This is a genomic window from Bradyrhizobium vignae, assembly GCF_900324035.1.
Lineage (GTDB): Bacteria > Pseudomonadota > Alphaproteobacteria > Rhizobiales > Xanthobacteraceae > Bradyrhizobium > Bradyrhizobium vignae.
In genome coordinates this window covers 8,043,719-8,068,753 of record NZ_LS398110.1, presented here as the reverse complement: position 1 = coordinate 8,068,753, position 25,035 = coordinate 8,043,719, and the positions used below count along the sequence as shown (strand labels likewise).

General features: G+C 64.2%; 25 protein-coding genes and 1 pseudogene. 17 read left to right on the top strand and 9 right to left on the bottom strand.

All coding sequences use genetic code 11. The features are described 5' to 3' along the window. Positions 1-106: 106 nt before the first annotated feature. From pcaH to BRAD3257_RS38770, 4 genes and pseudogenes are all read left to right on the top strand, one after another. Entirely contained in the window at positions 107-808 is a 702-nt protein-coding gene (gene pcaH, locus BRAD3257_RS38785; protein WP_122406228.1) for a protocatechuate 3,4-dioxygenase subunit beta, read from the top strand. Next, complete coding sequence (pcaG, locus tag BRAD3257_RS38780) at positions 809-1,411, top strand: protocatechuate 3,4-dioxygenase subunit alpha (RefSeq protein WP_122406227.1); 603 nt, start codon at positions 809-811, stop codon at positions 1,409-1,411. A gap of 276 nt (positions 1,412-1,687) precedes the next feature. Further along, a pseudogene (locus BRAD3257_RS38775) lies at positions 1,688-1,861 on the top strand (methyl-accepting chemotaxis protein); the annotation flags it as partial. A 139-nt stretch (positions 1,862-2,000) separates the two neighbouring features. Further along, positions 2,001-3,065, top strand: coding sequence for a phosphotransferase (locus BRAD3257_RS38770; protein ID WP_122406226.1), 1,065 nt, complete (start codon positions 2,001-2,003; stop codon positions 3,063-3,065). A 127-nt stretch (positions 3,066-3,192) separates the two neighbouring features. Here BRAD3257_RS38770 and BRAD3257_RS38760 read toward each other — a convergent pair whose 3' ends face one another. From BRAD3257_RS38760 to BRAD3257_RS38750, 3 genes are read right to left on the bottom strand one after another with little or no spacing between them, the layout of a single operon-like run. Beyond that, positions 3,193-4,749 carry an MDR family MFS transporter gene (locus BRAD3257_RS38760; protein ID WP_122406224.1) on the bottom strand — a complete coding sequence of 519 codons (1,557 nt, stop codon included), beginning with the start codon at positions 4,747-4,749 and terminating at the stop codon, positions 3,193-3,195. A 12-nt stretch (positions 4,750-4,761) separates the two neighbouring features. After that, the gene (locus BRAD3257_RS38755; protein ID WP_122406223.1) at positions 4,762-5,925 is read right to left on the bottom strand and encodes an HlyD family secretion protein; all 1,164 of its coding nucleotides are present in this window, start codon (positions 5,923-5,925) and stop codon (positions 4,762-4,764) included. Next, complete coding sequence (locus BRAD3257_RS38750; RefSeq protein ID WP_122406222.1) at positions 5,918-6,400, bottom strand: MarR family winged helix-turn-helix transcriptional regulator; 483 nt, start codon at positions 6,398-6,400, stop codon at positions 5,918-5,920. The genes BRAD3257_RS38755 and BRAD3257_RS38750 overlap by 8 nt, the downstream gene beginning before the upstream one ends. A gap of 156 nt (positions 6,401-6,556) precedes the next feature. On the opposite strand from BRAD3257_RS38750, the gene BRAD3257_RS38745 reads away from it, so the two are divergent. From BRAD3257_RS38745 to BRAD3257_RS38715, 7 genes are all read left to right on the top strand, one after another. Further along, on the top strand, positions 6,557-7,051 hold the full coding sequence (locus BRAD3257_RS38745; RefSeq protein WP_122406221.1) for a Fur family transcriptional regulator: 495 nt from the start codon (positions 6,557-6,559) through the stop codon (positions 7,049-7,051). A gap of 199 nt (positions 7,052-7,250) precedes the next feature. Next, a complete protein-coding gene (locus tag BRAD3257_RS38740; protein ID WP_122406220.1) occupies positions 7,251-8,204 on the top strand; it encodes a DMT family transporter in 954 nt (317 codons plus the stop codon). A gap of 12 nt (positions 8,205-8,216) precedes the next feature. Beyond that, positions 8,217-9,500, top strand: coding sequence for a flavodoxin-dependent (E)-4-hydroxy-3-methylbut-2-enyl-diphosphate synthase (ispG, locus tag BRAD3257_RS38735; protein ID WP_122406219.1), 1,284 nt, complete (start codon positions 8,217-8,219; stop codon positions 9,498-9,500). A gap of 146 nt (positions 9,501-9,646) precedes the next feature. Continuing rightward, positions 9,647-10,543, top strand: a complete 897-nt coding sequence (locus tag BRAD3257_RS38730) for a TauD/TfdA dioxygenase family protein (RefSeq protein ID WP_122406218.1) — start codon at positions 9,647-9,649, stop codon at positions 10,541-10,543. Between the two features lie 205 nt (positions 10,544-10,748). After that, positions 10,749-12,350 (top strand): toll/interleukin-1 receptor domain-containing protein, encoded by a 1,602-nt coding sequence (locus BRAD3257_RS38725; protein ID WP_122406217.1) that lies wholly within the window; start codon positions 10,749-10,751, stop codon positions 12,348-12,350. A 112-nt stretch (positions 12,351-12,462) separates the two neighbouring features. Beyond that, entirely contained in the window at positions 12,463-12,636 is a 174-nt protein-coding gene (locus tag BRAD3257_RS38720) for a Rieske (2Fe-2S) protein (protein ID WP_244607842.1), read from the top strand. A 3-nt stretch (positions 12,637-12,639) separates the two neighbouring features. Then, entirely contained in the window at positions 12,640-13,452 is an 813-nt protein-coding gene (locus tag BRAD3257_RS38715) for an N-acetylmuramoyl-L-alanine amidase (RefSeq protein WP_162500523.1), read from the top strand. Between the two features lie 38 nt (positions 13,453-13,490). Here BRAD3257_RS38715 and BRAD3257_RS38710 read toward each other — a convergent pair whose 3' ends face one another. The 3 genes from BRAD3257_RS38710 to BRAD3257_RS38700 all read right to left on the bottom strand — a co-directional run bounded on the left by BRAD3257_RS38710 (position 13,491) and on the right by BRAD3257_RS38700 (position 16,507). Next, a complete protein-coding gene (locus BRAD3257_RS38710; protein WP_162500522.1) occupies positions 13,491-15,098 on the bottom strand; it encodes a Na+/H+ antiporter in 1,608 nt (535 codons plus the stop codon). Positions 15,099-15,132: 34 nt separating this feature from the next. Beyond that, a complete protein-coding gene (gene bla / locus BRAD3257_RS38705; protein ID WP_122406215.1) occupies positions 15,133-16,002 on the bottom strand; it encodes a class A beta-lactamase in 870 nt (289 codons plus the stop codon). A 130-nt stretch (positions 16,003-16,132) separates the two neighbouring features. Next, complete coding sequence (locus BRAD3257_RS38700; RefSeq protein ID WP_122406214.1) at positions 16,133-16,507, bottom strand: nuclear transport factor 2 family protein; 375 nt, start codon at positions 16,505-16,507, stop codon at positions 16,133-16,135. 95 nt (positions 16,508-16,602) lie between these two features. Here BRAD3257_RS38700 and BRAD3257_RS38695 point away from each other — a divergent pair, with 95 nt between their 5' ends. Together BRAD3257_RS38695 and BRAD3257_RS38690 are read left to right on the top strand one after the other, a co-directional pair. Then, entirely contained in the window at positions 16,603-17,031 is a 429-nt protein-coding gene (locus BRAD3257_RS38695) for a GFA family protein (RefSeq protein WP_122406213.1), read from the top strand. A 183-nt stretch (positions 17,032-17,214) separates the two neighbouring features. Beyond that, positions 17,215-19,041, top strand: coding sequence for a caspase family protein (locus BRAD3257_RS38690; protein WP_122406212.1), 1,827 nt, complete (start codon positions 17,215-17,217; stop codon positions 19,039-19,041). A gap of 45 nt (positions 19,042-19,086) precedes the next feature. Here the strand turns inward: BRAD3257_RS38690 and BRAD3257_RS38685 are convergent, their stop codons facing one another. Together BRAD3257_RS38685 and BRAD3257_RS38680 are read right to left on the bottom strand one after the other, a co-directional pair. Next, the gene (locus BRAD3257_RS38685) at positions 19,087-19,776 is read right to left on the bottom strand and encodes a DUF1345 domain-containing protein (protein WP_122406211.1); all 690 of its coding nucleotides are present in this window, start codon (positions 19,774-19,776) and stop codon (positions 19,087-19,089) included. Between the two features lie 131 nt (positions 19,777-19,907). Then, positions 19,908-20,831: a polyprenyl synthetase family protein gene (locus tag BRAD3257_RS38680; RefSeq protein ID WP_122406210.1), complete on the bottom strand. Its 924-nt coding sequence runs from the start codon at positions 20,829-20,831 to the stop codon at positions 19,908-19,910. Positions 20,832-20,992: 161 nt separating this feature from the next. Here BRAD3257_RS38680 and mtgA point away from each other — a divergent pair, with 161 nt between their 5' ends. From mtgA to BRAD3257_RS38665, 3 genes are all read left to right on the top strand, one after another. Next, entirely contained in the window at positions 20,993-21,667 is a 675-nt protein-coding gene (gene mtgA, locus BRAD3257_RS38675) for a monofunctional biosynthetic peptidoglycan transglycosylase (RefSeq protein WP_122406209.1), read from the top strand. A gap of 169 nt (positions 21,668-21,836) precedes the next feature. Further along, positions 21,837-22,019, top strand: coding sequence for a 50S ribosomal protein L32 (rpmF, locus tag BRAD3257_RS38670; protein WP_007598106.1), 183 nt, complete (start codon positions 21,837-21,839; stop codon positions 22,017-22,019). 139 nt (positions 22,020-22,158) lie between these two features. Further along, positions 22,159-22,803 (top strand): hypothetical protein, encoded by a 645-nt coding sequence (locus BRAD3257_RS38665; protein ID WP_162500521.1) that lies wholly within the window; start codon positions 22,159-22,161, stop codon positions 22,801-22,803. Here BRAD3257_RS38665 and BRAD3257_RS38660 read toward each other — a convergent pair whose 3' ends face one another. Further along, positions 22,804-23,064, bottom strand: coding sequence for a hypothetical protein (locus tag BRAD3257_RS38660; RefSeq protein WP_162500520.1), 261 nt, complete (start codon positions 23,062-23,064; stop codon positions 22,804-22,806). 221 nt (positions 23,065-23,285) lie between these two features. Between BRAD3257_RS38660 and BRAD3257_RS38655 the strand changes: the two genes are divergently transcribed. After that, positions 23,286-24,980, top strand: a complete 1,695-nt coding sequence (locus tag BRAD3257_RS38655; protein ID WP_122406206.1) for a bifunctional diguanylate cyclase/phosphodiesterase — start codon at positions 23,286-23,288, stop codon at positions 24,978-24,980. Positions 24,981-25,035: the final 55 nt, after the last annotated feature.

The window sequence follows — 25,035 nt, the reverse complement described above, 5'->3', positions numbered from 1 at the left end:
GCGCGGGAACGCCGCCAAACCGGCTTCCCCAAATTAGTTATATCCTATAATGATTGGCGGAAGCGTTGACCGGCCAGACGTAAAATGGCCGGGGAGGAGTTCGCCAATGACATTCGTCTATCCCACGGACAGCAACAAGGCGCATCCGCTGCCGCTGTCGCCCGACTACAAGAGCTCGATCAAGCGGGCGCCGAACAAGCCCTTGATCCCGATGCGCCACACGTTGTCGGAGCTGACCGGCCCGGTCTACGGCCACGAGACCGTGCGCGAGGGCGACAACGATCTTACCACCCAACACAGTGGCGAGCCGATCGGCGAGCGCATCATCGTGCATGGCCACGTGCGAGATGAGGACGGCCGCGGCGTGCCGAACTCGTTGATCGAGATCTGGCAAGCCAATTCCTGCGGCCGCTATATTCATGTTCGCGATCAGCATCCCGCGCCGCTCGATCCGAATTTCACCGGCGCGGGCCGCACCGTGAGCGATGCTTCCGGCTATTATCGCTTCGTCACCATCAAGCCCGGCGCCTATCCCTGGGGCAATCACCACAATGCGTGGCGGCCCGCGCATATCCATCTCTCGGTGTTCGGCTATTCCTTCGTCACGCGCCTCGTGACGCAGATGTATTTCCCGAACGATCCCTTGTTCCCGTTCGACCCGATCTTCAATTCGGTGCCGGACGAGAAGGCGCGGGCGCGGATGGTCTCGTCTTTCGATCTCGAGAACACGAAGCCCGAATGGGCGCTGTGCTACCGCTTTGACATCGTGCTGCGCGGCAAGAACGCCACCCCCATGGAGAACCACTAAGTGCAACAGTCTGTGAAATCCGACGGGATCACCCCATCGCAGACGGTCGGTCCGTTCTTCAAATACGGCCTGACGCCGAACGGCGAGTACGCCTGGAACGACGCATTCACCAACTCGACGCTGACCCCGGACGTCTCAGGCGACCGCATCCGCATCGAGGGTCGGGTATTCGATGGCGATGGCGTTGCCGTGCCGGATGCCATGCTGGAAATCTGGCAGGCGGACGCGCAAGGCCGCTTCTCCGACCCGCAGGACAAGCGTGCGCTGCCGAACGCGAGCTTCCGCGGCTTTGCCCGCTGCGGCACCGACAAGGACGGCAACTATTCCTTCGAGACCATCAAGCCCGGCGCGGTGCCGGACCCCGACGGCAAACCGCAGGCGCCGCACATTCTGCTTGCGGTGTTCGGTCGCGGCATGCTGCGGCATCTCTACACCCGCATCTATTTCAGCGACGAGGCCGGCAACGCCGCCGATCCCGTGCTGGCGCTGGTTCCGGCCGACCGTCGCGCGACGCTGACCGCGGTGCGTGAGCCCGGCAAGCCGGTCTACCGGCTCGACCTGCACCTTCAGGGCGACGACGAAACGGTGTTCTTCGACGTGTAAAGAATGCGTGCCGGCTGTATCCGCAGCCGGCATGCTCTCCTCATCCAGCGCAATTGAGCTGCTTGCTGCCTTTGCATCAGGCCGAAACGCCCTTCTTCGTGCTGTGTGTCAACTCTCACTGACTCAAATCCGGTCGTCTCGCCACATAGCTCTCTGGATTTCCGGCACGCAATTTCCGCGTGCAGCGTCCTGTGTTTACCGCAGTCGTTTAGGGTCTGCTGTACTCGACCTGCGTCACCGGATTGTTCCATGAAAATTCGTCTTTCGCTTTCTTCGGCGATTATTGCATTCGGCGAACCAGACCAGCTGGCGGCCCACGGTGAACGCCTGGCCCAGCTCCGCAAGGATTACGACGAGCGCAAGGCGTTCTGGGTCTCCTCCAGCCTCTCGGCCGATCTCAAGACCGCGCTGGTGTCGAAGTCCGATGCGGAGGTGCAGAAATTCTGGAAGGCGACCGAACAGCTGCGATCGGTCGTCGTGCGGACCGTGCGCGACTCGGCCGCGGCAGCCTGAGCCCGGCGGCAAATCGGCCGCTGGTGCCCGGGAGCGTGATCGTGCAGTATGGCGCGGGACAAGGGCATCGTGGTTCATGACATCTCCACAATTGCCGGCGGTCGTTGAGCCCGCCCGACTGACGGCCGCGCTGCGCAGGGCCGGCGTGCTGGACGCCGGCGCGGTCCGCGAAGTGAAGGTGTTGCATCAGCACGACACCGTCGTGTCGCATATCATCCGTCTCGGCTTGCGCTATGTCGGCGAATCCGCCGGCGCCCCGCAGTCGCTGATTCTGAAGACCGCAAATGCAGCGTTCGCCGAGAAGCTTGCCAATGGCGGCCGGCGGGAGGTGGAATACTACACGCAACTGACGCCAAGCATGCCGCCGGGACTGGTGCCCCGCTGCTTCGACGGACATTTCGACGAAGACAGTCTCACTTGGCATCTTCTGCTCGAGGACCTCACCGACAGCCATGCCATCGCAATGGCTTGGCCGGTGCCGCCATCGCGCGAGCAGACGTTCGCCATCGTCACCACGCTCGCGCGCTGGCATGCAGCCTGGTGGGACCATCCGAGCCTCGGCGGTGCGGTCGGTACCTGGGCGAGCACGGAGGACAGCGCGCAACGCATGGAGACGTTTGCGGGCCATTATGACCGTTTTGCCGATCTTCTTGGTGATCGCCTCAGCGAGGAGCGGCGGATCCTCTACCGTCGCCTGATCGATCAGTCGGACCGGCTGTCCCAGCGTTACCATTCACGCCGACACGTCAGCATCACGCATGGCGACGCCCACACCTGGAATTTCCTGCTGCCGCGCGCGGGCGTCGCCGATACCGTGCGCATCTTCGATTTCGATCTTTGGAGCATCAACGTTCCGACCCACGACCTCGCCCATATGATGGCCGTGCATTGGTATCCGGAACGCCGGCAGGCGCTCGAACGCCCGCTGCTCAATCTCTACCACGACACGTTGATGGAAAGCGGCATCAGCGGCTACACGCGCGGCGCGCTCGATCGCGACTACCGCTGGGCGGTGCTCTGGCAAATCACGAAGCCAATCTGGCAGTGGAGCATCAACATCCCGCCGGTGATCTGGTGGAACAATCTGGAGCGGGTGATGATGGCGGTGGAGGATTTGGGGTGTGAGGAGTTGTTGGGGTAGGCGGCGCCACAAGCTCGACGTCGTCGCCCGGCTTGACGGGGCGACCCAGTATTCCAGAGACGTTCCTGTGATACGGAGAAGCCGCGGCGTACTGGATGCCCCGATCGCCGGGGCATGACACCTGTCGCTACTCCATTACCGCGTGTTCCGGCCCCGCCGCCTGCTTGCGCAGCGTGGCCTTGGTGGAGCCGATCAGTAGAGCGAGCGGGATGGTGCAGAGGATGAAGACCATCACGAGCTGGTAGTCGTGCGAGAAGGCGATGATCTGCGCCTGCACGCTGACCATCCGGTCCGCCAGGGCGCGGCCGGCGTCGGTGGACAGATTGATCAGGCCGCTGACGCTGGGCATCTGCAGCGCGTGGTTGAACGGGTTGACGTGCTCGGAGAGGATCGCATAGCTCCGCCGCGTCCCCTGCGTCAGCTCGGCGATGACGACGGAAATGCCGACCGAACTTGCGACGTTGCGCATCAGGGTCAGCATGGCGGTGCCGTCGGTGCGCAGCTCGTTCGACAAGGTCAGGAACGCTACGGTCGAGAGCGGCACGAAGACGAGGCCGAAGCCAAAACCCTGGATGACGCTGACCGTGACGATCTCCGGCACCTGGGTCAGATCGGTCCAGCCGGTCATCTGGTACAGCGAGCCCGCGGTCAGCGTCAGGCCGGTGATGATCAATGTGCGCGCTTCGAAATAGCGCATCATCCGGCCGACCAGCATCATGGCGAAGAAGGTGCCGAAACCGCGGCTCGCCAGCAGCAGGCCGGCGGTGATGATGGGATAGCCGATCACGTTCTGCATGTAGGGCGAGGCCAGCGCCATGGTCGAGAACAGCACGAGGCCCATCACGATCATGAACACGCAGCCGGTGACGAAGTTGCGATCCCGAAACAGCGCAAAGCGGATGAACGGCGTCGAGGTCGTGAAGGAGTGGGCGAGGAAGAAATAGAAGGCGACGGCCGCGACGATGAATTCCGCGACGATCTCGTTCGATTCGAGCCACCCCAGCTGCTCGCCGCGATCCAGCGCGAGCTGCAGCGCGCCGATCGCGATCGCCAATGCGGCGAAGCCGAACCAGTCGAATTTGAGGCTGAGATCTTTCCGGGTCTCGTCCATGAAGACGATCAGACCAAGCACGGTGATGGCGCCGAACGGCAGGTTGACGAAGAACACCCAGTGCCAGGAATAGGTCTCGGTGAGCCAGGCGCCGAGGGAGGGGCCCATGATCGGGCCCATCATCACGCCCATGCCCCAGATCGACATCGCCTTGGCACGTTCCTGGAGCGTGTAATAATCAAGCATGACCGACTGCGACAGCGGCACCAGGGCGGCGCCGAACACGCCTTGCAGCAGGCGGAACAGCACCATCTGGTTGATGTCTTGCGCCAGACCGCACAGCACCGATGCCATGGTGAAGCCGGCCGAGCAGATGATGAAGATGCGCTTGCGGCCGAAGCGGTTGGCGATCCAGCCCACCGGCGCCGTCATGATCGCCGCGGCGACGATGTAGGAGGTCAGCACCCAATTGATCTGATCCTGCGAGGCCGAGAGGGTGCCCTGCATGTAGGGCAGCGCGACGTTGGCGATGGTGGTGTCCAGCGCCTGCATGATGGTCGCGGTCATGGCGCAGATCGTCACCATGTTCCGGCGCAGGCCGGGGACCATCAGGTTGGCGTTGGGGCCGGACATCGTGGCGGATCCTTAGTCTTTGTCCTGGCCCGCTGTCGCCGACAGGCCGAGCAGGCCGGCGAGCGAGCGCCGATGGCCGGTGTCGATGGTGGCGTAGACGCTCATGCCGGCTTTGAGCTTCCGCACATATTTGTCGGTCTCGTCGAAATAGATGCGGATCGGGACGCGCTGCACCACCTTGACGAAATTGCCGGTGGCATTTTGCGGCGGCAGGATCGCGAATTGCGCGCCGGTGCCGGGCGAGAGCGAGCCGATCTTGCCCTTGAAGACGTGGTTCGGGAACGCATCGACCTCGAGCGTGACGGGCTGGCCTTCGGTGACATAGGTAAGGTCACTCTCCTTCGGATTGGCGTCGACCCAGGGATGGGCGACGTCGATGATGGAGAACACCGGCGTGCCGGCGGCGACGAAACGGCCGAGCTGGATCTGTTCCACCTGCGTCGCCACGCCATCCATCGCCGCGCGCAGCACGGTGTGTTCGAGATTGCGCTGGGCATCTTCGAGCTTGGCCTTGGCCTGGACGTAAGGCGGGAATTGCTCCAGGGGCAGCTTGGGATCGCCGAGCAATTGCGTCTTGGCGTTGGAGAGCTGCTGCTTGATGAACTGCGCCTGCGCGCCCGCGGTGACCAGCGCGTTGGATGCGTTGTCGAGGTCGAGCTGCGAGCCGTAATTGTTCTTCACCAGCGCCTGCTTGCGCTCGACGTCGCGCTGCTTCAGGTCGACGCCCTGCTGGGCGAGGTCGAGCATGTCACCGTAGATCTTGATGTTGGCGACGAGGTTGTCATAGGTCGTGCGGGCCTGGGCGAGCTGCGCCTTGGCCTCGTCCACCGCGAGGCGGAACGGCACGGGATCGATCTCGAACAGCTCGTCGCCCTGCTTGACGGCCTGACCTTCCTTCACGACGACTTTCAGGATCTTGCCGGAAATATCGGGAGTTACCAGCACCTTCTGGGCGCCGACATAGGCATCGTCAGTCCCGACATAGCGGCCGCCATGCAGATAGAAAGTGAGGCCGCCGATGGCGGCGATGAGAGGCAGCACGACCAGAAGCAGGAAACGGCGATAGCGGCGCAGGCCCGCCACCAAGCGGCGGCGCGGATCGGTGCCGGCCTTCTTGGTCGGCTTGCCGCTGTCAGCCTTCTGCTCGGGCTGGAATTTGAGGACCTGATCAGCCATAGCGCTGCTCCTTACGCGCTTGTTCCGCCCCAGAGGCCTGGATCGCGTTTCGCACGTTTTCCTTGATCGTTTCGAGTTGGACGAGAAGGCGGTGAGCGTCCGCCGGGTTGATGCCGTCAAGCGCGTTCGCGGTCAGCTCCGATTTCAGGCCGCTCATCCTGCCGAGCAGCTGCCGCCCGGCCTTCTTCAGGTAGAGACGTTTGACGCGGCGGTCCGAGGCGTCGCTGCGGCGCTCGATCCAGTCGCTGTCGCAGAGCTTGTCGATCAGGCGTGTCAGCGTGATCGGCTGCACCTCGAGCAGCTCGGCGAGTTCCGATTGCTTCATGCCCTCGCTGCGCTCGACCTTGGCCAGCACCGCCCATTGCGCGCGGGTGATGCCGAAGCGCGAGGCCTCCTTATCGGCATAGACGCGCAGCAGGCGGTAAAGCTCGGCGAGCGTAAACAGGAAGTTCTGGTCCACGGACCCGCGGCTCATAAGCTTGGCCTCCAATAAGCTTGTATATAATAAGCAAGCTTATGATTATTTCATGGCGGGTCAGCGAGACGCTGTCCCGCGGGATAAGCATGGCTGACAGCCGATGGGTCGGTCGCGCTTTGGGTTCCACCGCCGAAATGCTAGAAGGTAGGCCAGATGACCCTCGCGAAGCCGGCCTTTCCCGCGCCCGACCACGATCACGGCCGCTGCACGGCGGACGCGTTGGCGCATGCCGAGGAGGTTTGCGCGCAGCGTGCGCAGAAATTCACGCCAATCCGCCGCCAAGTGCTGAGGGCGCTGCTCTCCAGCCACCGTCCGCTCGGCGCCTATGAGGTGATCGACGAACTCGCCAAGTCGATGCCGCGGCCGGCGCCGATCACGGTCTATCGTGCACTCGATTTCCTGATGGCCAACGGCCTCGTGCACCGCATCGAGAGTCGCAATGCCTATCTGGCCTGTGCCGCCCATGATCATGACGCGACCTCGGCGGTGGCGTTCCTGATCTGTGAGCGCTGCGGCCTGGTCGGCGAGATCCCCTCGGCGTCCTTCGCCAAGGACCTCAATGCGGCCGCGCGCAGCTCGGGTTTCGTACCAAAGCTGTCTGTGGTGGAGATCACGGGCGTCTGCACGCATTGTCAGAAAGTCTCTTAGAACGATGGAATTAGGTCGAGCCATCCCAAAGGGAGAGGTCGCGCCGAAGGCGCGGGTGAGGGGCTTCGCTCTCTCACGGGGCCCGCGCCCCCTCACCCGATTTGCTTCGCAAATCGACCTCTCCCCGACGGGGAGAGGTAAAGAGCCCGCGGCCTATCGAATTTAGCAACAACGGCGCAAAGCCGGATCTCAGGAAGAAATGTCCGCACCTCAAGCCATACCGCCTGCCGGCCGTCCTCTCAGTGCCGGCGCCATCGCCCTGATGCTCATGCTGTGCCTGACCTGGGGGTTCAACCAGATCGCGGTGAAGCTGGTGCTGCCCGACATTCCGCCGATGCTCCAGGCCACCATCCGCTCGATGGGCGCGCTGCCGGTGCTGTTCATCATCGGCACGCTGCGCGGCGTGAAATTCTTCGAGCGTGACGGGACGTGGAGGGCCGGCCTGATCGCCGGGCTGATGTTCGGCATCGAATTCGTGCTGATCTTCCAGGGACTGCGTCTCACCTCTGCTTCGCGTGCAGTGGTGTTCCTCTACACCGCCCCGTTCTTCGTCGCGCTCGGCTCGTACCAGGTGCTGGGAGAGCGGCTCGGCGGCTCGCAATGGCTGGGCTTGGCCATCAGCTTTGCCGGCGTGGCGCTGGCGATCGGCGTGCCGCAGCCCAATGTCGATTCGCATGTTCTGCTCGGCGATCTCATGGTCGTCGGCGGCGCCGCGCTGTGGGCGGCGACGACGCTGGTTGCCAAGGGCACGCGGTTGCGCTTCGCCGCGCCCGAGAAGGCGCTGGGCTATCAGGTCGCCACCTCGATCCCGATTCTGGGGATGGCGGCCTGGCTGTTCGGCGAATCCATCACGCACATGCCGGCGCCGTTGTCGCTCGGCCTGATGGCGTTCCAGGCAATCTGGGTGGTGGGAACCACGTTCACGCTTTGGTTCGCGCTGGTGAAGGCCTATTCGGCCAGCAAATTGTCCGCTTTTACCTTCATCACCCCTTTGTTTGGCGTGGTGGGTAGCTATTTCATCATGCACGACACCCTGAGCCTGACATTCGGGGCCGCCGCGGTCCTTGTAATTGCAGGGCTTTTTCTGGTTAACCGTCCGAGCCAAACGGCTGCGGCGCCGCGTGATGCATTGCTGAACGTCACCAAAACCTGATATTTGGACCTCATGAACAAGCTCGAAAACTCTCTCGATTCCGACATCGCGGGCCCCGCGCCCCGGCACAAGACCACCCAGGTGAAGGTGGGTAACGTCGCCGTGGGCGGCGGCGCGCCGATCGTCGTGCAGTCGATGACCAACACCGACACCGCCGATGTCGACAGCACCATCGCCCAGGTCGCAGCGCTCGCGCGCGCCGGCTCCGAAATGGTCCGCATCACCGTGGACCGCGAGGAAGCCGCGGCCGCCGTTCCGCACATCCGTGACGGCCTCGCCAAGCGCGGCATCACGACGCCGCTGATCGGCGACTTCCATTATATCGGCCACAAGCTGCTTGCGGCCTATCCGGCCTGCGCCGAGGCGCTGGCCAAATACCGCATCAATCCCGGCAATGTCGGCTTCAAGGACAAGCGCGACACCCAGTTCGCCGACATCATCGAGATCGCGAACAAGAACAACAAGCCGGTGCGGATCGGCGCCAATTGGGGCTCGCTCGACCAGGAGCTTTTGACCAAGCTGATGGACGAGAACGCAGCATCACCCAATCCGCGCGACGTCCGCGCGGTGACGCGCGAGGCCATGGTTCAGTCGGCGCTGCTGTCGGCCGCGCGCGCCGAAGAGCTCGGCATGCCCAAGGACCGCATCATCCTCTCGGCAAAAGTCTCGGCGGTGCAGGATCTGATCGCGGTCTACCAGGATCTTGCGGCGCGTTCGGACTACGCCATCCATCTCGGTCTCACCGAAGCCGGCATGGGCTCGAAGGGCATCGTGGCGTCTTCGGCCGCGCTCGGCATCCTCTTGCAGCAGGGCATCGGCGACACCATCCGCATCTCGCTGACGCCCGAGCCCGGCGGCGACCGTACCCGCGAGGTGCAGGTCGCCCAGGAGCTGTTGCAGACCATGGGCTTCCGCACCTTCGTGCCGCTGGTTGCAGCCTGCCCCGGCTGCGGCCGCACCACCTCGACCACGTTCCAGGAGCTGGCGCGCTCGATCCAGGATTTCATCCGCGACGAGATGCCGACCTGGAAGACGAAATATCCTGGCGTGGAAGAGCTCAACGTCGCGGTGATGGGCTGCATCGTCAACGGCCCCGGCGAATCCAAGCATGCCAATATCGGCATCTCGCTGCCCGGCACCGGCGAAGCCCCGGCCGCGCCCGTCTTCGTCGACGGCAAGAAGTTCCGCACGCTGCGCGGGCCGACCATCTCCGCCGACTTCAAGGCGCTGGTGATCGACTATATCGACCAGCGCTACGGCCAGGGCGCCAAGGTGCCGGTGACGGCGGCGGAGTAGGTGTGTTTCGATATCGAAGCGTAGGGCGGGTTAGCGTAGCGTAACCCGCCTTATTTTTTGCGCGCGCGAAGTGGCGGGTTACGCTTCGCTAACCCGCCCTACATTGTTACGATGCCTCCCAATCAACAACGATCGGGAGACACGCCATGAGCTCACTCGCCGGCAAGCAGGGCCCGCGCTATCGCCACACCGCAGAAGACGGCGCCCCATACGAGACGATCCAGGTCGAAAAGCTCACCCCCATCATCGGCGCGGAAATCTCCGGCGTCGATATCGGCAAGCTCGTCGATGCTGACACCCGCTCCAACCGGCAGATGGACGAGATCCACCGTGCGCTCGCCGAAAACCTCGTGATCTTCTTCCGCGACCAGCACATCACGCCGCAGCAGCACCTTGCCTTCGGCCGCAAGTTCGGCGAGTTGCATTTCCATCCCGCCGCGCCGCACGAGGACGAAGATCCGGCGCTCATGAGGATCTACGCCGACAAGGACTCGCCGCGCGCCAATGGCGAGGGCTGGCACTCCGACGTGTCCTGCGATCTCGAGCCGCCGATGGGCTCGATCCTCTACATCAAGCAGTGCCCGCCGCGCGGCGGCGACACGCTGTTTGCCAACATGTATGCAGCCTATGAGGCGCTGTCGGACCGCATGAAAGCCTATCTCGACGGGCTCACCGCGCTGCACGATGGCGAGCCGATCTATCGCGGGCTCTATGCGAATTACGGCGTCGCCGACCGTCCCTCCTATCCGCATGCCGAGCATCCCGTGGTGCGCACGCATCCCGTCACCGGCAGGAAAGCGCTCTATGTCAACCGCGGCTTCACCCGGCACATCAACGGCATCCCGCGCGACGAGAGCGATGCGATGCTCGCCTATCTCTACCAGCACGCCGAAAATCCGCTGTTCCAGTGCCGCTTCCGCTGGACCGAGAATGCCATCGCCTTCTGGGACAACCGCTGCACCCAGCACCGCGCGATGTGGGACTACTGGCCGCACACGCGATCAGGGACGCGCGTGACGGTGAAGGGGGAGCGGCCGGTCTAGACTCCAGCTCCACAAGTTATGCCCGTCAGCGCTCACAAGCAGGGCCCTGTGTGCTGAAGGTCTGGCATGCCCTCGCGCACGATCCGATAAACTTGCCGTTCTGTGAACCAGCTTACATTGCCTCGGCAGGCTGATCGCCTAGGCTCGCGCGTGGAAATGGAGAATTGCGCATCGGATCACAACCTTAAGTATTCGGGAGCATCACATGGCCAAGGCGGGCAAGCAAAAGTCGACGACGGCCGGCAAACGCAGGTCGGCGAATTCCGACCGCACCCGGCGGGCAAAGGCCGCCCGACCCGAGCAGATCTCGGTCTTCATCAGCTATGTCAGTGAAGACCGGGAGCTGGCCGCGAGCTTCGAGGCTGAGCTACTGCAATTGTTTGCCGTCGCTGCGTCACTTCCTCCGGTCAAGGTGTTCCGCGACGTCGGGAGCATCGGAAAGGGGTCGGACTATCGTACCGTGATCACCAACGCATTGGATGAGGCTGACATTCTCCTGGTGATCCTGACGGACAGGCTCAAACCGAGCTTCGCGTTTCCGGGCTTCGAGGTCGGCTATTTCGCGAGGTCGCTCGAGGAGCGTCCGAAGATCCACGGCAACATCCCCCGAAGAATTCTTCCGATTTCAATTGGTGCGGCGAACCAAACCACGCTCGATTATCTCCAGGCGATCAAGATCGACGAGAATCACATATTCACGGTGCCGGGCATGAGCGCGGCCGAGCCATCGCCAAATCCCGTTTTCGCGCTGCTGGCGGATATCTCGGCGACGGCGGATGCCGTGCTCGGGAGGCACGGTGGCGCAAGTGGCGGTGTCAGCAAGCAGGATGAGCTCTGGCGGCAGAAGCTCGTCTCGTCTGCCGCAAGGCTGTACAGCTGCATTCAGGTGTATCTGGAATCGCGCGTCTCCTCGGAAACCTATCCGGAGCGGAAGATCATCCTCCACAGTGACGCGCCTCCGATGATCGGGCCGGACGGAGTGGATCTGTCGAAGTTCAAGATCGAGATGGTCGGAAATTCCTTCCAGGTCTTTGGGTTCCCGGAGGAAAAGAATCGCTTTTTCGACTGGAATGCGTTCATCAACAGAATGCCGGCCGAGATGAGCGGAACATGGGCCGAAGGCATCAGGACGCTGGCTACCAACGCGCTCCAGCGCGGCGACGAGAACTATCTTGTCGTCGCGACGTCCAAGGGTGACGATGCATATCGGCTATTCGTGTCCCGGGTCGTGACCTATGTGAGCAAGAAGACCGAAATCCACATCTACATCGTCAAGATGATCGTCCGGCACTATGGCGATCCTCTGACGTCTCGCCTTCTGAGTGCCATCAACATCGGCCTCGAGTTCAGATTCCTCTTCCTGGAGAGGAGCAGCCAATACAGGCCGGCCAGGTTCGATTTCCCGCTGGCGCCGGATACGTCCAAGGAGATGGATGCCTGGAAGTCAGCCGTGACGCAGTTGCTCAGCCACATGAACATGATCCTGCGGGAAGCTCAGGATCAGCACCTCATGGACGCGGATGTTCTCGACAAGATCTGGGGTGTTGGCGGCGGCCCACGCGTGCGCCAGATGATGGCCGCATGGGAGAGCGCGCGAACCAAGCTCTTCGTGGCAGCCCAGCAATTGCTGGCGTCCAACGCATCGGACTTCCCGGACACACAGGAGCCGTTCAGGATCGCGCTGCGCGAACTTCAGGCCACCACGGAGTCCATGAACCGGGAGTACACGTTGCGCGCTCTCCAGGCCATTGCGGAAGAAGTCGAACAGCTTCCTCCGCAGACGCAATCTCCGCCGCGTGCCGCCTAGGGACGGGCGAGCCGCACGAGCTGACTCGTCTTGCAATGAGGCGGTGCCACAGCGTTGACGCGTGGTCAGGTCTGCGCCAATCTTCCCGAAAACGAAATCGGGAGGATCCACCATGTTCCGCGCCGAGGACAACGAATTCCTCGCCGAGTCCGGCCCCGGAACGGCAATGGGCGAACTGTTGCGCCGCTTCTGGATTCCCGTGCTGCTGTCCGGCGAGCTCCCGGAGCCCGACGGCGAGCCGAAGAAGATCGTGCTCGGTCGCCCCAGGATCGCAGCAGCGGAGTAGCGCTTGGGGCGGTTGCGGAGCATCATCGTCGGGTTGGTCGCATTGATCTTGCTGTCGCCGCTTGCGACTGTTGGCAGCAGCGAGGCCGTTGCCGCGCGAAAGGCTGCGAGACCCAAGCCCAAGCAGCTGTCACCGGCCAAATGTGAGATGCCTAAATTTCGGATCGTCGTGGATGTCGGGCACACCCCGGACTCCTACGGCGCACTGAGCGCGCGCAATGATCCGGAGTTCGGCTTCAACTTCCGCCTCGCCAGACTGATCACAGCGAAGCTCAAGTCTGAAGGCTTTGCCGAAACCCGCCTGCTCGTCACGGACGGCAAGGCACGGCCGAGCCTGTTCAAGCGCATCAGTGCCGCGAACCAAGGCCGCACCGATCTGTTCCTGTCGGTCCATCATGATTCGGTGCCGGACAAGCTGCTCGAAACCTGGGAGTTCGACGGCGCAAAGAGCTATTTCAGCGATCGTTTTTCGGGTCATTCGCTGTTCGTGTCGCAGCAGAATCCGCACTTCGCCAGCAGCCTGATGCTGGCCCGGATGATCGGCAAGCAGCTGAAGGAGCAGGGCCTGCACTATGCCAGCCAATACACCCTGCCGGTGATGGGCCGCTATCGCCACCAGCTGCTCGACAAGGATGTCGGCGTCTATCGCTATGACGGGCTCGTCGTGCTGTCGCGGACGCGGAGCGCCGCCGTGCTGCTCGAGGCCGGCTCGATCGTCAATCGCGATGAGGAAATGGAGATGAACTCGCCGGAGCGGCAGGAGGTCGTCGCGGGAGCCGTCGCGGCTGCAATGAGGGAGTTTTGCGAGAGGCGGTAGTTGGCTCGGCCGGTCCAGCAGCCGCAATGAGAAGGAAGCTACAGCGGCCCGCCTCGATATTCGCGGTTCGCCAGACTCGCCTCCTCCAGATCCAGATCGCGTTCGATCCGCCGCCGCGTCTCGTCGGTGATCTGGCCGTCGCGCAGGAGGTTGTGGATGAATTTCCTTTCGGCGGCGATCAGGTCGCGGGTCAGCGCGGTGCCGGCGGCTGAAACGTCGTGGTGGTTGGGATCGAGCGAGTCCGGGAGCTGGCTGACGCGGATTTCGTGTCGTGCGCGCAGCAGCCGCATCACTTCTTCGGACACTTCCTTTTGCGCGGTCAGCGCGTCGAGTGATTCCAGAGCGGCCTCGAGCGCCTGGCGGCGGGCGGCGATCTCGGCTTCGTGCGCAGCGGCATGCTCGTGGCGGCCGGCTTCGGCGACACCGAGCCAGCGCACGACCGGCGGCAGCGTCAGGCCGACGCCGATCAGCGTAACGAAGATGACACCGAAGGCGACGAACAGGATCAGGTCGCGAGACGGAAAGGCCTCGCCGCCGGGCAGCGTGAACGGCAGCGCCAGCGCGGCAGCCAGCGACACGGCGCCACGCACGCCGGTGAAGGCGAGCACGAACGGCCATTGCCATGGCGGCGACGGGTCGCGCGTACGCAGCGATTTGGAGAGCATCCGCGGCAGATAGGTCGCGGGATAAAGCCAGGCGAAGCGCGCGATCACGACGATGACCAGGACCACCGCAGTCGCGATGAGAATGTCATCGAGCGGGAAGGCTTTTGATTTCTCGTACAGCGTGCGCATCTGGAAGCCGGTGAGCAGGAACAGCATTCCCTCGATCAGGTAGATCACGAGATCCCAGAAGAAGATGCCCTGCAGGCGCGTCGCCGACGAGATCAGCAACGGCCCGTTCCAGCTCACATAGAGGCCGCAGGCGACGGTCGCGATCACGCCGGAGCCGCCGACGTGCTCGGGCAGCCAGTAGGAGACGTAGGGTGTGATCAGCGACAGCGTCAGCTCGACCTGCGGATCCCCGGACCATTTGCGGAATCGCAAGGAGAGCCAGCCGACGCCGATACCGAAGGCGATCTCGCTCGCGACGATCAGGAGGAACTCGCCGGCCGCGAGCGGCAGTGAGAAATTCCCGACCATGATCGCCGCGAGCGCGAAGCGGTAGAGGATCAGCGCAGTGGCGTCATTGGCCAGTCCTTCACCCTCCAGGATGACCAGGAGCCGGCGTGGCATGTTGAGCCGGCGCGCGATCGCGAGCGGCGCCACCACGTCGGGTGGCGCAACGATGGCTCCGAGCAGGAACCCGATGGGCCAGGGCAGGCCGATCACATAATGCGTGGCGGCCGCCACCATCGCGGTGGTGAAGATCACCGCGCCGACCGCGAGCAGCACGATCGGACGCAGATTGTTCTTGAACTCGCGCCAGCTCATGGCGACGCTCGCCGAGTAGATCAGCGGCGGCAGCACCATGAGGAGCACGAGCTCTGGTGGCAATTCCACCGTGGGCATGCCCGGCACGAAGGCGAGGCCGACGCCGGACAGCATCAGCAGAATGGCAGGCGCGATGTTGATGCGGCGCGCGGCAAGTGCGGTGCCTGCCAGCACGGCGAGCAAGATGAGAAAAGTCTGAAACTTCGCTTCCATGATGGTCTGTCTTGACCCGGAAGCGGCCGTACCGTCAATGCGCGGCTGACGCCAGCCGGTCGGTCACCATCCTGCCGATTTGCGCAAACACGCCGGCGATCTTCGCCGGGGTCGGCGTGCCGCCCTGGACGTAGGCCGTGATCAGGACCGGCGTGTCGGGCTTCGGCCAGGCCACCGCGATGTCGCCAGCTGCGTCCTTGCCATTGTAGCCGGTCTTGTCGCCGATCTTCCAGCCTGCGGGCAGGCCGCCGCGCAGCCGGTTCGCGCCGGTCTTGCAGTTCACCATCCATTCGGTGAGCTGAACGCGGGATTGCGCCGACAAGGCTTCGCCCAGCACCAGCCGGCGCAGATTGTTCGCCATCGCCGCCGGCGTCGTGGTGTCCTGGGGATTGCCGGGCGGAGAGCGGTTGAGCTCGGGCTCGTCGTGGTCGAGCCGCGAGGTGGTGTCGCCGAGCGACCGCCAGAATCCAGTCAGCGCGGCGGGGCCGCCGATCCGCGCCAGCAGCAGATTGGCGCAGGTGTTGTCGCTGAGCTCGACGATGGCCTTGCACATCTCGCCGACCGACATCTTGCCGGCTGCGAGGTTTTCCCTCGCCACCGGTGCGTATTCCAGCAGATCCGCCTGACCGTAAGGGATCATGGCCGCGAGTTGCTCCTCGCCGCGATCGACCCGCCCCAGCACGAAGGCCGCCAGCGAAGCCTTGAATGTCGAACACATCACGAACCGCTCGTCGGCGCGCCAGGCAAGCTTTTTGCCGTTCACCAGATTTTCCGCATAGAGCCCAACCCGCCCGCCGCTTTCACGTTCATAGGTTTCGAGCTCTGGCGGCGCCTCCGCGGCAAGCGCGGGAGAAGCGGCCATGCAGCAGAGTGAGACGAGCAGGGAACGGCGGTCGAGAGGCATGGGAGGCTATCAGGCAGTGGAGCTGGGGCGGGGTGGGATTCAACGCACGGTTCATCGAACCGTCATTGCAATGACGGAGAATCGAGAACGAGTGCGCCAGATTTCAGGCAGCGAAGCGCCGAGAGACCCCTCACTCCCTCAGGTCGTACCGATACGATTTCGATACGATCTGCCAGCCGTCGGCGAGCTTCATCGCCACCAGATAGTCAGTGAAGTAGCGCGGCGGCAGCTGGCAGCGCACCTTGATGAAGGCGGTCTTTTCGTCCGAACGGTCGATGGTGACGATAAAGTCCTCGCGCGGCTTGCCTTCGGCTTTGGCCGAGGCGCGCTTGCGCACGCGGTCGAGCCAGTCGGGCACTGTCAGAACCTGGAGCTCGCCCTTCTCGACCCAGCGCAGATCGGCGGAGGGATGGAAGATGGCGCCGAGCTTTTCGGCGTCTCCCTCATAGAGTCCGTCAAAGTAGGATTGCACGACGGATTCGACGCTCGACCGGTCCTGGCTCATGGGTCATTCCTCTGCATGATGGCTTGGGGCGAACTTAGTCGTAGACATCAAAATGCGCTATGGGTGTCTCTCGCCAATTGCGCAAGGACGCTGGAATGATCGGATCAGAGAATTCGAATGCTCGTATCCTCGCCGGCGAATGCTATTGCCGCGCCGTGCGCTTCGAGGTGGCGGACGCGTTCTCCTATGCGATGAACTGCCACTGCTCGAACTGCCGTCGCACCACCGGCGCCGCGTTCAAGCCGTTCGCCGGCATCGCGCACGACAAGCTCCGCATCGTCCGCGGCTGGGACCGGCGGATGATTTTCGGCGACGATACCACCCATGACGCCCATTGTGCCCGCTGCGGCTCACTGCTCTATTCCCGGGTACGGGAAGGACAATGGGTCCATGTCGCCATGGGAACCCTGGTCGATGCCCCCTCGATCCGGCCGAGCGCCCATATTTTTGTGGGATCGAAGGCGCCCTGGCACGAGATTACGGACAATCTGCCGCAATATCGGGAGCACATCGGGGTTGTCTGACGGAACCGGTCCGCGCGACCATTCGGCGGCGAACCGCGACAGCGCTGGCGCGACAAACATATTGGGCTCATCCGGCCTGTCGTCGGCGTCCCCTTCGTGACCTCCATCACAAGCGCGGGCGATGGATGTTGCTAAAGCGGCCCCAAAGGGCCCGAACGGCCCGGAACCATCGGAAGTCGTGTCATGCGCAGTTTGCTCAGACTTTGTCCGCTTTTCGTCGTCCTCGGCATCCTGTTCGGCGCCGGGCCCGCTTTCGCCGGAAAACGCGTCGCGCTGGTGCTCGCCAACTCGGCCTATCAGCACGCGCCCTCGCTCGCCAATCCCGTCAATGATGGGGCGGTGATGGCGAAGACGCTGAAGGAGGCCGGCTTCGACGTCGTCGAATCCTGGCACGATCTGTCGGCGCTGGACACGCGGCGCGTGCTGCGCGACTTCGCCGACGCGACCCGCGATGCCGATATCGCCGTGGTCTATTACGCTGGCCACGGCATCGAGGTCGAGGGCTCGAACTATCTGATCCCGGTGGATGCCAAGCTCGAGCGCGACACCGACGTCTACGACGAAGCGCTCTCGCTCGACCGTGTCCTGGTCGCGGTCGAGCCTGCAAAGCAGCTTCGTCTGGTGATCCTGGATGCCTGCCGCGACAATCCGTTCGGCAAGCAGATGAAGCGCACGATTGCCTCGCGCGGCATCGGCCGTGGCCTCGCCCGGATCGAGCCGACCAACTCCAACACGCTGATTGCCTATTCGGCCAAGGCCGGTTTCACGGCGCAGGACGGCAACGGTGCCAACAGCCCGTTCACGATCGCACTGTCGAAGCATCTGACGACGCCGGGCCTCGACGTCCGCCGCGCCTTCGGCTTCGTGCGTGACGACGTGCTCAAATCGACCGGCAACAAGCAGGAGCCGTTCGTCTACGGTTCGCTCGGCGGCGAGGACGTGCCGCTGGTACCGGTCAAGGTGACAGCCGTAGCGCCGGCATCGCCTGTGGCGAATCCCCAGGCTGATGTCCGCCGCGACTACGAGCTCGCGCTCCAGGTCGGCAACAGGGCGGCCTTGGAAGCCTTCGTCGCCCAGCACCCCGACGGCTTCTATGCGAACCTCGCCAAGCTCCAGATCGACAAGATCCAGGCCGAGCAGGCCCATGCGGCGGCGATCGAATTGGCGAAGCAGGCCGAGGCCGAACGCGATCGTCTCGCTGTGCTCGGCGCGCAGAAGGAGGCGTTGGCCAAGGCTGCGGCCGACGCCAAGGCCGCCGAACAAGTGCAGCTTGCAGCGCAGAGGGCCAAGGAACAGGCGCAACAGCAGGCCGCCGCCGCCGAGCAGCAGCGCGTCGATCTCGCCGCCGCCGTGCCGAGCACCCCGCCTACCGGCACGGCGAGCCCGGTCGGCACCAGCGTCGCCTCGCTGACCCCGGCGACCGCGCCGGCCGATCTCAACCGCTCGGTGCAGACCGAGCTCGGTCGCGTCGGGTGTTTCTCCGGGCAGGCCGACGGTAATTGGAATGCGTCCTCGCAGCGATCGCTGTCACAGTTCAACCGCTATGCCGGCACCAAGCTCGACGTGAAGGTGGCAAGCACCGACGCGCTCGATGCAGTCAAGTCAAGACCGTCGCGCGTCTGTCCGCTGGTCTGCGAGCGCGGCTTCAAGGCCGATGGCGACAAATGCACGAAAATCGTCTGCCGCGAAGGCTATGTGGTCAACGACGACAATGAGTGCGAGAAGCAGCGTGCAGCCAAGCCGGCCAAGCCTGCGACGGCCAAGCGCGACGACGGCGATGGACGTCCTGCACGACAGCGTCGTCAGGCCGGAGGTGCGGCTGCTGGAGCTGCGGGCGGTTATGGTGCCGCTGCTGGCATCGCTGCTGCCGCTGGTGCAGGCCGCGCCGCCGGTGGCGGGCAGGTCTTCTGCAATAGCGCGGGCTGTCGCCCCGTCAGCCGCGGTTGCCATCTGGAATATCGCGGTGGCGGTGGCCCCGGCAACGATGCGAATGCAGAAGTGTGCCGTTGAAGGCCGTGCTGATCGAGATCGTCGTTCCTGGTGGCTGAGAGGACGTCAGCTCGCAATCGCGCTCGCCGCGATGTTCACCGTCAGGGCCAACAGCGCCGTATTGTAGATGAACGACACGATCCCGTGCGCTGTGGCCGTGCGGCGGATCGTCTTGTCGGTGATGCCGACGTCGGAGACCTGCGCGGTCATGCCGATCACGAAGGAGAAATAGACGAAATCCCAGTAGTCGGCGTGGTCCTCCTTGTCGCCGCTCGGAAACTGAAGGCCACCTGCCGTACCGTGCCGATAATAATCATGCGCGTAATGCAGTGCGAAGATCGTGTGCACGGCCGCCCACGACAGCGCGATGGTGGTGATCGCGATCGTCAGCTCGAGAACGCCGCGATGCGGCGTGCCGAGCTCGGAGACGATCGCCGCGATGCTGGCGAAGGCGCCGGTCGCCGTCACCAGCAGGATCACGAAGCGGCCGTCGTCCTGCATCGCGGCGGCGCGGCGGATGTGCTGATGGTCATTGCACAGCATCATCGCATAGACCAGCACGAGATAGACAGTGATCAGCGCATCCCAGCCGAATAGGAGCCGTGTCACCAGTCGGTATGACCCCGGCAGCAGCAGGCAGACCAGAATGCCGGCCGCGAGCGCGGTGAAGGTCCGCGGCCGCGCATAGATGAGCCGCATCGGCCGCGACATCTTGCCGAAGCGGACGAGGACGGGATCTTCCTTGTCAGTGGCCATGACGGTGACGGCTCTCTCACGGTTGCCGCGACGGCAGTCTGCTCCCTCGCCCGATGTTCAAGCTGCGCTTGAAGATCGACCTCTCCCCGCAAGCGGCCGCAAGCGGGGAGAGGTGGAGATCGCGCGCAACGTCAATTCTTCCGTTCGGCGACGAAGCGCGCCGCGGCCTGCAACACGGCGGCGCGGTCGCCGAAGATCGACACGGCGCTGTCGGCGCGCGCGAGCAGATCGCGCACGCGCTGCTTGGCACCTTCGATGCCGAGCTGGGTGACGAAGGTGGTCTTGCCGAGCGCCGCGTCCTGGCCCGAGGGCTTGCCGAGTGCGGCCGCATCGCCTTCCACGTCGAGCAGATCGTCGGCGATCTGGAAGGCTTCCCCGAGCGCGCGGCCGTAATCGTCGAGCGCCTGATATTCTTTCTGCGAGGCTTGGCCGAGGATCGCGCCGGCGATGCAGCCGTAGCGCAGGAGCGCACCGGTCTTCATCTGCTGAACGCGGGCCACATCGATCGGCTCGTTGCCGCCAAAGCGGCCTTCGCCAGCGAGATCGAGGATCTGGCCGCCGACCATGCCGCCGATGCCGGCGCAGCGCGCCAGCGCGCGCGTCAGCAACAGCCGCACATTGGCATCGCGATGGACCTCGTCGCGCGTGATGATGTCGAAGGCGAGCGTCAGGAGGCCGTCGCCGGCGAGGATCGCGGTGGCGTCATCGGTCTTCTTGTGCAGGGTGGGTCGGCCGCGACGGAGGTCCGAATTGTCCATCGCCGGCAGATCGTCATGGATCAGCGAATAGCAGTGGATGCATTCGAGCGCCGCGCCGGCGAGCAGGGCCGCCTCGCGCGGCACGCCGAACACGGCCGCGCTCTCGACCACCAGGAATGGCCGCAGGCGCTTGCCGCCATTGAGGCTCGAGTAGCGCATTGCGTCCATCAGTCGCTTGGGCCGGGCGATCTCGTCGTGCAGGATGTCGTCCGACAGCAGGCGAGCGAGCAAGGCCTCGGTGTCATCAGCGGTCTTGTCCAGACGCTTGGCGAAATCGGACGGGGACGTGCCGGTCATCAAGAAGGGCTCCAGAACTAAAATTCGGCCGGACAATCCTTTATGCGCCTGCCCCAGTCAATCGTTTGGAAGGCCTAAAAAGTGCTGGAAAAGGCCCAGATTATCACAGACTTAATGGTCCAGCCCGTGGCCGCGGTTCGGTTTGCACCGGAAAGGTCGATTTGCGCATCGTCAAAATCCTGCTGGTAGCGATCGCGGTCGTGGTTCTCGCGCCTTATGTGATCGCGCCGTTTTACCGCGCCGGCCACCCTGTTTCGACGCTGATGGCCTGGCGCAGCCTGCGGGGCGCGCCGATGCAGCGGCAGTGGATCGATCTGGCTGATATGTCGCCGTATCTGCCGCGCGCGGTGGTGGCGGCCGAGGACGCCCATTTCTGCAAGCATCACGGCATCGATTGGGGCGCGCTGCGCGAGGCGATCGACGACGCGAGGGAGGACGGCACCGCCTTCCGGGGCGCCTCCACCATCACCCAACAGGTGGCGAAAAACCTGTTCCTGTGGCAGGGGCGCGATTTCATCCGCAAGGGGCTCGAATTCCCGCTGGCCCTGTGGATCGATCTCGTCCTGCCCAAGCCGCGGATTCTCGAGATTTACCTCAACATCGCCGAGCTCGGCCCGCAGGGGCAGTTTGGGGTGGAGGCGGCCAGCGCCTATGCCTTCGGCAAATCGGCCGAAGACCTCTCCCCCCGGGAGGCCGCACTTCTGGCGTCGATCCTGCCGAATCCGGTCAAACGCAGCGCCCGGATTCCCGGTCCAGGCGTGCGGCGACTGGCGGCCACCTATATGGCGCGAGGGCAGGCGAGCTCGCTGGCGACCTGTTGGCGCGAAAATCGCTGATTTTGGGACCGTTCCGGGCGTATTTTCCAGCCCAAGAGCCTAGCTTTACGGCCAGCCTTCCTCTATAAGCGCGGCCTTGATCGGCATTCAGCTCGCCTCGTATTGCGGGTGCTGAGCCGTCCCTTCGCGGACGATGCCCTGATGACACCAATCCCTAGAGGATATTGAAATGGCCGTTCCGAGAAGAAAAACCTCGCCGTCGCGCCGTGGCATGCGCCGCTCGGCAGACGCCATCAAGAAGCCGACCTATGTGGAAGACAAGGACTCCGGTGAGCTCCGTCGTCCGCACCATCTCGACCTCAAGACCGGCATGTACAAGGGCCGCCAGGTCCTGAAGAAGAAAGAGTCCTGAAGCCAGGACCTTTCCTCAGGCGAGAGATTGGACCCGCCTGGTTTCGGCCAACCCATGAGATACGGTGACGGCGGCGGAGCAAATGCTTCGCCGCTGCATTGTTCTGTCCGGATATCTTGATCGAGAAGGCATCTCGCCGATGGTCGGTTTCCCGCTGCTCCTGATTCCGCTCGCGGTCTACAACATCATCGCCTTCCTGATGCCCAGCGTGTCCTTCTCGGATGTGCTGTTCAAGGTGCCGATGATCACGGGCGAGAGCTGGCCGGTCACGCTTGCCGATCTCCTGCTCGCGCTCGGCGTGGTGCTGCTGCTGCTCGAGGTGGTCAAGGGCGCGCGACCGGGCTCGAAATTCCTGATGGATCATTTGCTGTCGCTGATCATCTTCGGCGCGGCCGCAGCCGAATTCGTGATGTGGCCGAAATTCGGCAACTCCACCTTTTTCCTGCTGGTGCTGCTGGCGATGGCCGACTTCCTCGGCGGCATTGCCCAGCGCACGCGCCGCCGCGTCACCTATGTCGCCGAGACCACGGTGCCGGCACCACGCAAGGCCAAGCGCAAGGCCGAAGCACCGGCGGATGATGCGGAGGCCGCCTCCAAGTTCGAGCCGGTGATTGCGCCGCAGCCCGCGCCGCCCGCCCCCTCGGCGCAATCCGTCGCCGAATCCGTGCTGATGGATCATCCTGCGCCAAAGCCGGTGCAGGGCGCCCCCTCGCCGGAAATTCCCTCGCCGCATCTTCAGCCGGGCAACGGCACGCCGTCCTCGCCGGATACACCGCCGCGCTGATCAAGCCACCTGCCGCGTTCGCGCGGCGACGCTTCCCAGTGGCTGCTTGCTGCCATAGGCCGTCCGCGCATCCTCGGAAGAGGCGCGGCGGAGCCGGCTGGTCTGGGGCAGATATTCCGCATTGGCGATGAGCTGAGTAACGAAACTCGGATCGGGACGCGGCAGCGGCGCCTTGTGAACCCACTGCAACGTCGGCATCAGCGGCACCAGGGCCGTGCCTGTGCCGTTGTCCGCCGTGTCCAATCGATCCGTACTCAACATCGCAATCACCGTCGATCCGGCAAGCTTGTCGCGTTTCGGGACGCGGGTGCCGGTGCGAGTCCTGTACTCGCAAGGCCTATGCCGACCGGGCCGGTTTGGTTCCCGGCGCTTCGGAAACGTGGTTTCCAAATTGTTTATCAACTTTGCTTAGGGTCGGGGACGAATCTGGTTCTATTCTGGGCCGGTTCAGGACTTCTCCACTGTCCCAAAACGAGGCGATTTTGACTCCTGCATTGCCGCAAGCCTCCGACATCCTGGCCGTGCTCGGTCAGGCGGTGTTCGCCTGGGACATCACAAGCGATGCCATCGTCTGGGGTGAGCAGGTCGCCGCCATCTTTCCCGGCATCCCCGCCGAGCGGCTCGCGACCGGCGCCGAATTCGCCAAGCTGATCGAGCCCGCGCAAACGCTGCGGACCGCAGCTCTGGCGCAAACCTCCGCCGTGCATGGGGCCGATGGCACGCCCTATCGCGTCGAGTATGGCGTGCGCATGAGCGCCGGCGATCCCGTCATCTGGATCGAGGAGACCGGCCGCTGGTTCGCTGGTCCCGACGGCCGTCCCGTGCGCGCGATCGGCTCCGTCCGCATCAACAATGAACGTCACGCCCGCGACGAGGAGCTGACGAGGCTGGCGCGTCTCGACCCGCTGACCGGCGAGCTCAACCGCTCGCATCTGATCGCGGCGCTCGCCGAGACAATTGAGGAGACCACCCGCTTCCGCTCGACCGCGGCCTTCATGCTGGTCGGCATCGATCATCTCGCCCGCGTCAACGATGCCTTCGGCTTCGACGTTGCCGATGCCGTGATCCTCGACATTGCCAAGCGCATTCGCTCGCGCCTGCGCGGCGGCGACGTGCTCGGGCGCTTCTCCGGCAACAAGTTCGGCCTGATCCTGAAGAACTGCACCGTCGACGACATGAACGTCGCCGCGGAGCGCTTCCTCGCCGGCATCCGCGACGAGGTGGTGCCGACGAAATCCGGCCCGGTCTCGGTCACCGCCTCGATCGGCGCGGTCAGCCTGCCGCGCTATGCCCGCAATACCGACGAGGCCGTCAACCGCGCCCATGAAACGCTGGATGCCGCCAAGCGCCGTCGCGCAGGATCGTTCGCGGCGTGGCGTCCGGATCCGGCGCGCGACGCACAGCGCCGCGTCAACATCCGCGTTACCGACGAGATCGTCACCGCGCTCAACGAACGCCGCATCAGGCTCGCCTATGAGCCCGTGGTCTCGGCCGCCTCGCGCGAACGCGCATTCCACGAATGCCTGGTACGGATGGACCAGGGCGATGGCCAGGTGCTGCTTGCGCCGGACATCGTGCCGGTCGCCGAGCGGCTCGGCCTGATCCGCCTTGTCGATCACCGCGTGCTCGAGCTCGTGGTCGCCGAGCTTGCGGCCGCGCCCGACGTTTGTCTCAGCCTCAACATCTCGCCGGATACCACCATGGATCCGGATTGGTGGGCGGGGATCGAATCGCTGATGCAGGCGCATCCCGGTGTTGCCGAGCGGCTGATCGTCGAGATCACCGAGACGGTCGCAATCCAGGACATCGACGACGTTCGCGCTTTCGTCAGCCGCCTCAAGCATTTTGGCAGCCGCATCGCCATCGACGATTTCGGCGCCGGCTACACCTCGTTCCGCAATTTGCGCAAGCTCGGCGTGGATATCGTGAAGATCGACGGCGCCTTCGTGCAGAACATCACCCATTCCGCCGACGACCGCGCCTTCGTGCAGACCCTGATCGACCTCGCCCGGCGCCTCGACATCAAGACCGTCGCCGAATGGGTGCAGGACGAAGAGGCCGCAAGCATGCTGGGCGACTGGGGCTGCGACTACATCCAGGGCCGCCTGATCGGGCTTGCCTCGTCCGAGCGGCCGTGGGGTGTGGCGTCGGAGAACGCGCTCCCTGCGGCGGGTTGAGGTGCCGTGGGGTGGGCAAAGGCGGCGCACTTGCGCCGTGCCCACCAGCTCTCCA